The organism is Paenibacillus sp. Marseille-Q9583 (genome assembly GCF_976954365.1).
On the sequence record NZ_CDRJTB010000123.1, the window covers coordinates 1 to 7,007 of the forward strand.

Annotated in this window: 5 protein-coding genes; all 5 read right to left on the reverse strand. The window is 41.5% G+C overall.

The features are described 5' to 3' along the window. Window positions 1-83: 83 nt before the first annotated feature. The 5 genes from ACWNM1_RS29765 to ACWNM1_RS29785 all read right to left on the reverse strand — a co-directional run bounded on the left by ACWNM1_RS29765 (window position 84) and on the right by ACWNM1_RS29785 (window position 6,733). On the reverse strand, window positions 84-1,547 hold the full coding sequence (locus tag ACWNM1_RS29765) for an ABC transporter substrate-binding protein (RefSeq protein WP_449603806.1): 1,464 nt from the start codon (window positions 1,545-1,547) through the stop codon (window positions 84-86). A gap of 132 nt (window positions 1,548-1,679) precedes the next feature. Beyond that, window positions 1,680-2,552, reverse strand: a complete 873-nt coding sequence (locus ACWNM1_RS29770) for a carbohydrate ABC transporter permease (RefSeq protein ID WP_449603807.1) — start codon at window positions 2,550-2,552, stop codon at window positions 1,680-1,682. Window position 2,553: 1 nt separating this feature from the next. After that, window positions 2,554-3,474 carry a carbohydrate ABC transporter permease gene (locus ACWNM1_RS29775; protein ID WP_449603808.1) on the reverse strand — a complete coding sequence of 307 codons (921 nt, stop codon included), beginning with the start codon at window positions 3,472-3,474 and terminating at the stop codon, window positions 2,554-2,556. Between the two features lie 117 nt (window positions 3,475-3,591). Further along, window positions 3,592-4,920 carry a response regulator transcription factor gene (locus ACWNM1_RS29780; RefSeq protein WP_449603809.1) on the reverse strand — a complete coding sequence of 443 codons (1,329 nt, stop codon included), beginning with the start codon at window positions 4,918-4,920 and terminating at the stop codon, window positions 3,592-3,594. Between the two features lie 19 nt (window positions 4,921-4,939). Next, the gene (locus tag ACWNM1_RS29785) at window positions 4,940-6,733 is read right to left on the reverse strand and encodes a cache domain-containing sensor histidine kinase (RefSeq protein ID WP_449603810.1); all 1,794 of its coding nucleotides are present in this window, start codon (window positions 6,731-6,733) and stop codon (window positions 4,940-4,942) included. Window positions 6,734-7,007 lie beyond the last annotated feature (274 nt).

Here is a 7,007-nt window from a genome sequence, read left to right on the forward strand (position 1 = left end):
TTATCACTATTTCTGAAGATTTATAAATTTATAAATCTTCAGAACAAAAAACCGGCCCCAAAGGGGCCGGTTTTTGCATTAAACTATTCCGCTTTAATCGTATCAAAGAATTTCTCTTGCACTGTTTTAGCTGCTGCTTCTAGCTGGCTCTTGGAATCCGTTCCTTTTTTGGAGAACAGCTCTTGAATAACATTGGACATGGTTGCGTAATAGTCCTGTGTATTGTATTGAGCTTCAGGTTTACCATCCAGAAGTCCCATAATGTCAGGGCTATATTGGTATACATTTGTGTACTTGTCATAAACCGCTTTGGTCTTCTTACCAAACTCGGAATCTGCTGAGTAGTAATCTAAGAGCGGCGGGATAAAGTATTTACCATCAGCTGTACGTTGTTGAAGAACTGCATCCAGTGCTTCCAAGCCTTTATCAGAGAAGTAATCAAATGTGATATAACGGAATGCCATTTCTTGCTCATCTGGTGTTGCATTCGGATTAATTACGAGGTAATCACCACCAAGTACCCCGGTATGCTTGCCGCCTTTTTCCATAGCAGGCATTGGATATGTGAGCACATCCTCAGGTTTCAGTCCACCTTGATTCAGTGCTTGCTCGATTACGCCATCAGATCCAGCCATTACCATAGCTGTACGACTTTGTTGGAATGCGCCTACAGCATCGCCCCAGCCAAGTGCCCAGTCCTGAGGAATCGCATTAGCTTCCCATCTAAGTTTCTTGTAGAAATCCAGTGCTTTAACACCAGCATCGGAATTAAATGTAGCTACCACCTTGCCGCCTTCAACCTTTTGAATTTCGCCGCCTGCTTCGAACAGGAAGTTGGTCCAGTTCCAGCCTGCTTCGTTACCTTTACCCATTGGAGCAATACCGGAAATACCCTTTTTGACATCTGCTACGCCTTTAGCCGTATTCAGCATATCATCCCAAGTCCAATCCATCGGTGGGACCGCAACGCCTTTTTCATCCAGCATTTTTTTGTTAATCATAGTAGTTGTTACATAACCTTTTTGAGTTACACCGAAAACTTTACCATCAATGATGAATTGATTTTGCAGTACTGGATTAATTTGATCCTTAAATTCATATTTGTTCCAAAGATCCGTAATGTCAGCAACCCAGCCCTTTTCCACCAGGAATTTAGCTTCTGTAGCGTAGGTGTTAAAGAAGGTTGGTGCTTCATTTGCAGCCATTTTGATTCCGATTTCACTTACATTGTACTGCCAGTCGTCTTTAATAATTTCAACATTTGGATATTCAGCTTGGAAACGCTTAATCTTGTCATCTTCTTGCGCTCTGACTTCAGTCAAGTCAGGTGTTGGATAGTGGATCTTGATCGTCACTTTTCTTTGAGCAATGTCATCCACTGGTGCATCTGTAGCGGTTGCTGTATTATCCGTTACCGCATTTGTTGGCGCAGTAGATGCTTCCCCGCCTTTGTTTCCCGCTGTGTTTCCGTTATTGTTACCGCTGCAAGCAGACAGCAACGATCCGGCTACAAGTACACTTAGTAGAACGCTAGAGTACTTACGCATTGAAACTCCCCTTTTCAATTCATAATTATCTTACATATTGATCATAAATTAGAAACCGTTTACAAACGAGGTGCATTTATATTCCTTTCATGTGCATGTTTACGATCCGTGGGTAAATTCGTCGATAATTGCTTACCCTTTCACTGCCGACAAAGCAACCCCGCGCATAATAAATTTCTGGAAAATCAAGAAGACAACGATTGGAGGCAAGGATACTATAAACAGAATTGCAAACTTAATATTAGTATTGAGTGCTTTCACATTAATAACGTATTTATAAATAGCTGTCGCAAGCGTATATTTCTCTTCACTGTGCATAACCAGAGATGGCCAGAACCAGTCATTCCATGCAGTAGAAAAGATAAAGATCGCTAATGTAGCAAAAATCGGAATGGATAGTGGCACGGCAATGGAGAAAAAGCTTCTTGGCTCAGAGGCCCCATCAATTCGTGCTGCTTCAAAGATTTCCGGGTGAATCCCATCAAAAAAATTCTTTAACAATAGAAAGTAGAACGTGTTTGCACCCGCTGGCAACCAGAAGGCCGCATACTGATTCAGCAATCCTAGCTCCTTCAAATTGACAAAGTTCGGGATCATGTAACTGGTCGCCGGAATAAACAATGTCATCAGAAAGAAGAAGTAAATAGCTCTTTTGTAAGGAACATTCATACGAGAAATACTAAAAGCTGACATTCCCAAAACCACAAGAGTCACGACCATATTCCCTAAAAAGATATAAATGGTGTTTCTAAGGAACATGGGTAGATCAATGTAGTTCATCGCGTCTTTAAGGTTGCTGAAGTGCCATTCCTGAGGGAAAAAATGCGGCGGGAATGAATTCACCTCTTGATTCGACTTCAACCCGTTGAATAACGTCATACAAATCGGGTACAGCATGCTAAAAACCATAACCAAAATGACTACGCACATCAAGCCATAAACAATCTTATTACTTGTTTTTTTCAAATCGTGTTCTGAAAGAATTCCTCTATCTGCGCTTTTCATCTTAGTAGTCCTCCTTGTTAAGCTTGAACTGTAAAATGCCCAAACCACCTAGGACAATGAACATTAACATGCCAAGCGCAGTAGCTGTTCCATAATCGAGTCTTGTAAATGCATATTTCACGATCAACAGCGCATAGGTAAGCGTAGTATTATTTGGCCCGCCATCAAGCAGCGCCATCTGTGACTGATACCCTTGTGAAGTACCAATAATTTGCAGGATCAGCATCAAAAAGATTAAATTACGCAGTGAAGGCAATGTGATGTACTTTATACGTGCCCATATACCTGCTCCATCAATCTCAGCGGCTTCATACCAATCTCTTGGAATGCTGAGTACAGCAGCTAAGTATATTAGCATCCCTGATCCGAACTGCTGCCATGTTTCCATAAACACAAGGGAAATCATCGACCATCTTGTATCTGTTAAGAAGGCAACCTGATCCACACCCATTGTGCCTAGTAACGCATTAATCGGGCCCACCGGATCATAAAGCCATCTCCACAGTCCATAGAGAACCACACCAGGCATTACGAAAGGAAGGTAAGCCGCTACACGTACAAAGCCCCCAAACTTTCTCAGCTCCGAGATCATGATGGCAAAAGCAATCGGAACCCAAAAACCGATAATAAGACATAGAAACATGTAATACCCAGTGTTCTTTAATGCGGTCAAAACATCTGGATCACTAAGTGCTCTACTGTAGTTTTCAAAGCCTACGAAGCTGTTTCCTTTAACAAAATCAACATGGTAGAAGCTGTACAGTAAGCCTTTAAAAATTGGAACCCATAAGAACATTATAAAAATAATAATGGCAGGCACGAGGAACATATATCCCCAAAAGTTTTTCTTCCAGCGGTTTTGCTTGTACGGTGTCCCCTTCAGCGTCGCCGGGTTTTCGGTTACTACTGCGGTTTGATTCATCAGGCTCCCTCATTCCATTGTTCTATCAGCATTTTTCGCAAAATGCTTCCTACCTTAAATTGTAGGAAATGAGGGTTGTACTGAACATGTCTATATCTACCGAAGTCATGAGTGTTTTTACTTCTTCAATTCGCTGGGGCTAATCCCATAATATTTTTTGAAAATTTTACTAAAATGCTCGGGCGATTCATAACCCACACGTTCCGCAATTTCGTATCTGCGAAGATCGGTATTCAAAATCATCTCCCGACTTTCTTCCATCCGGAGCTTAATTACATATTCCCACAGGTTATAACCTGTATTTTTCTTAAATAAGTAACTCAAATAATTGGGGCTAACATGATTTTTCTTAGCCACATCATGAATCGTCAGTCCTTTTTGCGCATAGTTCTCATCGATATATTCTTTCGCTTTTTGTACAATCAGATTGCTATGCGTATGAAGTTCTTCTACAGAAGGATCACTCGTGTAACTGTTCCAGTTGAAATCCCCATAATAGAATACGTAATGGTCACTATGCTCATTATTCCAGAGAATGGCATTAGAGGCCTGACGGTTCAAAACGGCCATAAACGAAAGCCCTTTTAAAATCTGGCTAATGCCAATGACCACATTCAGATGTAAATACTTATGGATATTAAAATGAAGACTACGACCAAGTATATCTAGCCTGTTGATTTGGCCGGCAGAAGAATCCTCATAGCTTTTTTCATCCCATTGAATAATGATCGTAATTTCTCCATCCGGCGCATAAAAGGCTATCGAGTTCCATTCCTGATCCATTAATTCTTTGGCAATGTTCAGCGCAGCATAACAAAGAAGCCGTCTGTCCCGCATAGTATACTGCTTCTCCTGGTTTACTCCAGTTAGTGGCACCTTAAGTTTTAAGACGGAAAAATACGGCCCTTGTAGCTTCAGGTTATCCAGCTTCAGCAGGTTATCTCCTTCAGCTAGTACAACCCCAGGGTCGATGAGCAATTCGTTCAAGAGCTTGCTATATTCCGGCAACGGCTCTTCAAGTCGAAAACTTTCGTTAATTCCAGACATGAAGACATCTAGTTCTGGTGAGGGCTTCCCCATCTTAAGGAGCACATTTCGAACCGAATCCAAAAACTGCTCACTATTCAAAGGCTTGATTAAATAGTCCTTTGCCCCGAGCCTAACAGCCATTTGAGCATATTGAAACGTTTCATGAGCAGAAATTACGATGGTCTGTACCCATGGTTTGGCTAGTTTGGCATGCTGCATCAGATCAATTCCACTCATCGCACCCATCTGTATATCCGTAACGAGCAGATCAATTTCCTCCATACGGATACAGTCTAGTGCTTCAAATCCGCTATTAGCTGTATAGATATTAGAAATATCCAGCCCGGATGAAGCCAATAAATTGCTCAATCCTTTACAAATCAATGGTTCGTCATCCACAACCAATATATTGAACATATCTGCACGCTCCCCTTCCTTAGTCCTGATTCTCCGATTTCGGAAGCTTAACTGTTACTAGCGTTCCGCCTTCTGTACGAGGGGTATAGCTGATGCCATAATCAGAGCCAAAATGTAAATGAATACGCTGGTTAATATTGCGGATACCATAACCGCTAATGGGATTGGGGCTTTCATCATTCAATACAGCTTCAATGGCTTCATAATCAACAGACTTATAGCCATTATCTTCAATAGAGATCCTAACGGTCTCGTCCTCACAAACTGCTGAGATGGTGATCACACCATCCTCACCCATATTTTTAACCCCATGAATAATAGCATTTTCTATTAATGGCTGCAGTGTGATCTTAGGTATTAGGTTACTTTTCGTATCAGGGTGAATATCCATCAGAACTCGAAATACATAATCATATCGGAGCTGCTGCAGCTTGATATAGGCCGTTGCATGCTCCAGCTCTTCTTCAAGGCTGATCAGTTCCCTTCCCCGACTAAGGCTGATCTTCATTAGTTTGGACAATTCCTTGATCATCTCGGCGGATTCGACATTTCCTTCTAAAGAGCTTTTCCAATAAATGCTCTCCAGGGTGTTATAAAGCAAATGAGGGTTGATTTGTTGATATAGCAATTGAAGCTGAGATTCCTTCTGTTTAAGCTCCATCTGATATTTATATGTGATTAATCCATTCAGCCTTCGGGCCATATCGTAAGTAGAAGCAATCAGCACACTTACCTCATCGTTACTCCCCCTCCGTGGTGTCTCTGGAACTCGATTGCCCGGCTCGTATTTTCGCATGAAAAAAGCCAGCTTTTGCAAAGGAGTCATTAATGAACGCCAGAAGTACGTAATCATAATTAGTCCAAATACTGCATAAGCCACGGTGATATATTGAATAACACTTTTCATTTCGTTCTGTTGCTGCAGTAGCGCCTTCACCGGAACTTTGTAGACCAGTTTTTGTCCAAGCCCATGGTTATTGTTAACCACATAGATAAAATCGGAGGTAATCACATCCACAGTACCTTCCAAATCCTCGGCAACAACCGTCTCCGGCAACGCGATTACTTCTCCAGTATTATTCGTAGTGGAAGCGAGAACACGATTATTTAAGTCTGTTAAGTAAATTTCTCCGTCAGGTAAAGATATCGATTTGAGAGATTCTCCAATTTTAGAGTCCATTTTGGTGATGACCAAAACCCCTATAGTCTCCGCTTTTCTAGAAATGTTGTTTACAGCTCTCATGTAAGTAAGTGTCTTTAAATTCTCCGCTTGCGCGCTTAGCCTCTCCGTGAACTTCAGTGAGCCGCGTCCTTTCTTCTGAATAACCTCCTCAAACCAGTAAGGCTCTTCGGCTTTAGAAAAGAAATAAACTCCCGCCTTCTTAACCTGTGGAAAATTGGGAGCGAAAAAGTAATAATCATTTGGATCATATATATAAAGGGAGTAATAGATGCCATCACCACGTTCAGCCCCCTGAGAATAACTGACCAACAGCTTCTCTATTGTCTCATATCGTTTGACTCGCTCCAGTATGGTATCCGAACCAGTCATATTAATCTGCTGAATCAGAGGATTCTGAATCACGGTGGTAGTGATTTTGTTAACTGTATCGATATCCCGATTAATGATTGTAAAGTTCTGCTTGTTCAATTCCACATATGCATTCGTAACATGCCGCTTCAGTATTTGCTCCGCCTTCAAATTCCCAAATATGTTCAAAAAGAAAATGGGAGAAATCATAATTAGAAATAGCAGGATGAGCTGCTGCTTGACGTTCAGCTTACGAATCAATCCAATCAGCCTAGACAACACTTTGGTCACACCTCCAGGTTAAATAACTATATCAAAGGGACAAACGCTTACATATGTTCATTTTAAAGTTTTTTATGGTCATTTGTATGTAGTTTTTTCTGTTTGGCGGATTTGAATGAGAGGGGAACCATGGTGTCAATACGAGGAAACTTTGGACTTACGGCCGCTGTTGTCTCCAGATTTTCTGATTTATGCCGCTCTTAGCGGATAAAATCCGGAGACAAAGGCGGACGCTCTCGCTCCTCCAGTTCCAAATTTCCTCTCCATGACCTTC

Excerpts from the sequence above, each read along its gene's own strand:
- ACWNM1_RS29765 (WP_449603806.1), bottom strand. The coding sequence starts at position 1,547 with ATGCGTAAGTACTCTAGCGTTCTACTAAGTGTACTTGTAGCCGGATCG.
- ACWNM1_RS29775 (WP_449603808.1), bottom strand. The coding sequence starts at position 3,474 with ATGAATCAAACCGCAGTAGTAACCGAAAACCCGGCGACGCTGAAGGGG.
- ACWNM1_RS29780 (WP_449603809.1), bottom strand. The coding sequence starts at position 4,920 with ATGTTCAATATATTGGTTGTGGATGACGAACCATTGATTTGTAAAGGA.
- ACWNM1_RS29770 (WP_449603807.1), bottom strand. The coding sequence starts at position 2,552 with ATGAAAAGCGCAGATAGAGGAATTCTTTCAGAACACGATTTGAAAAAA.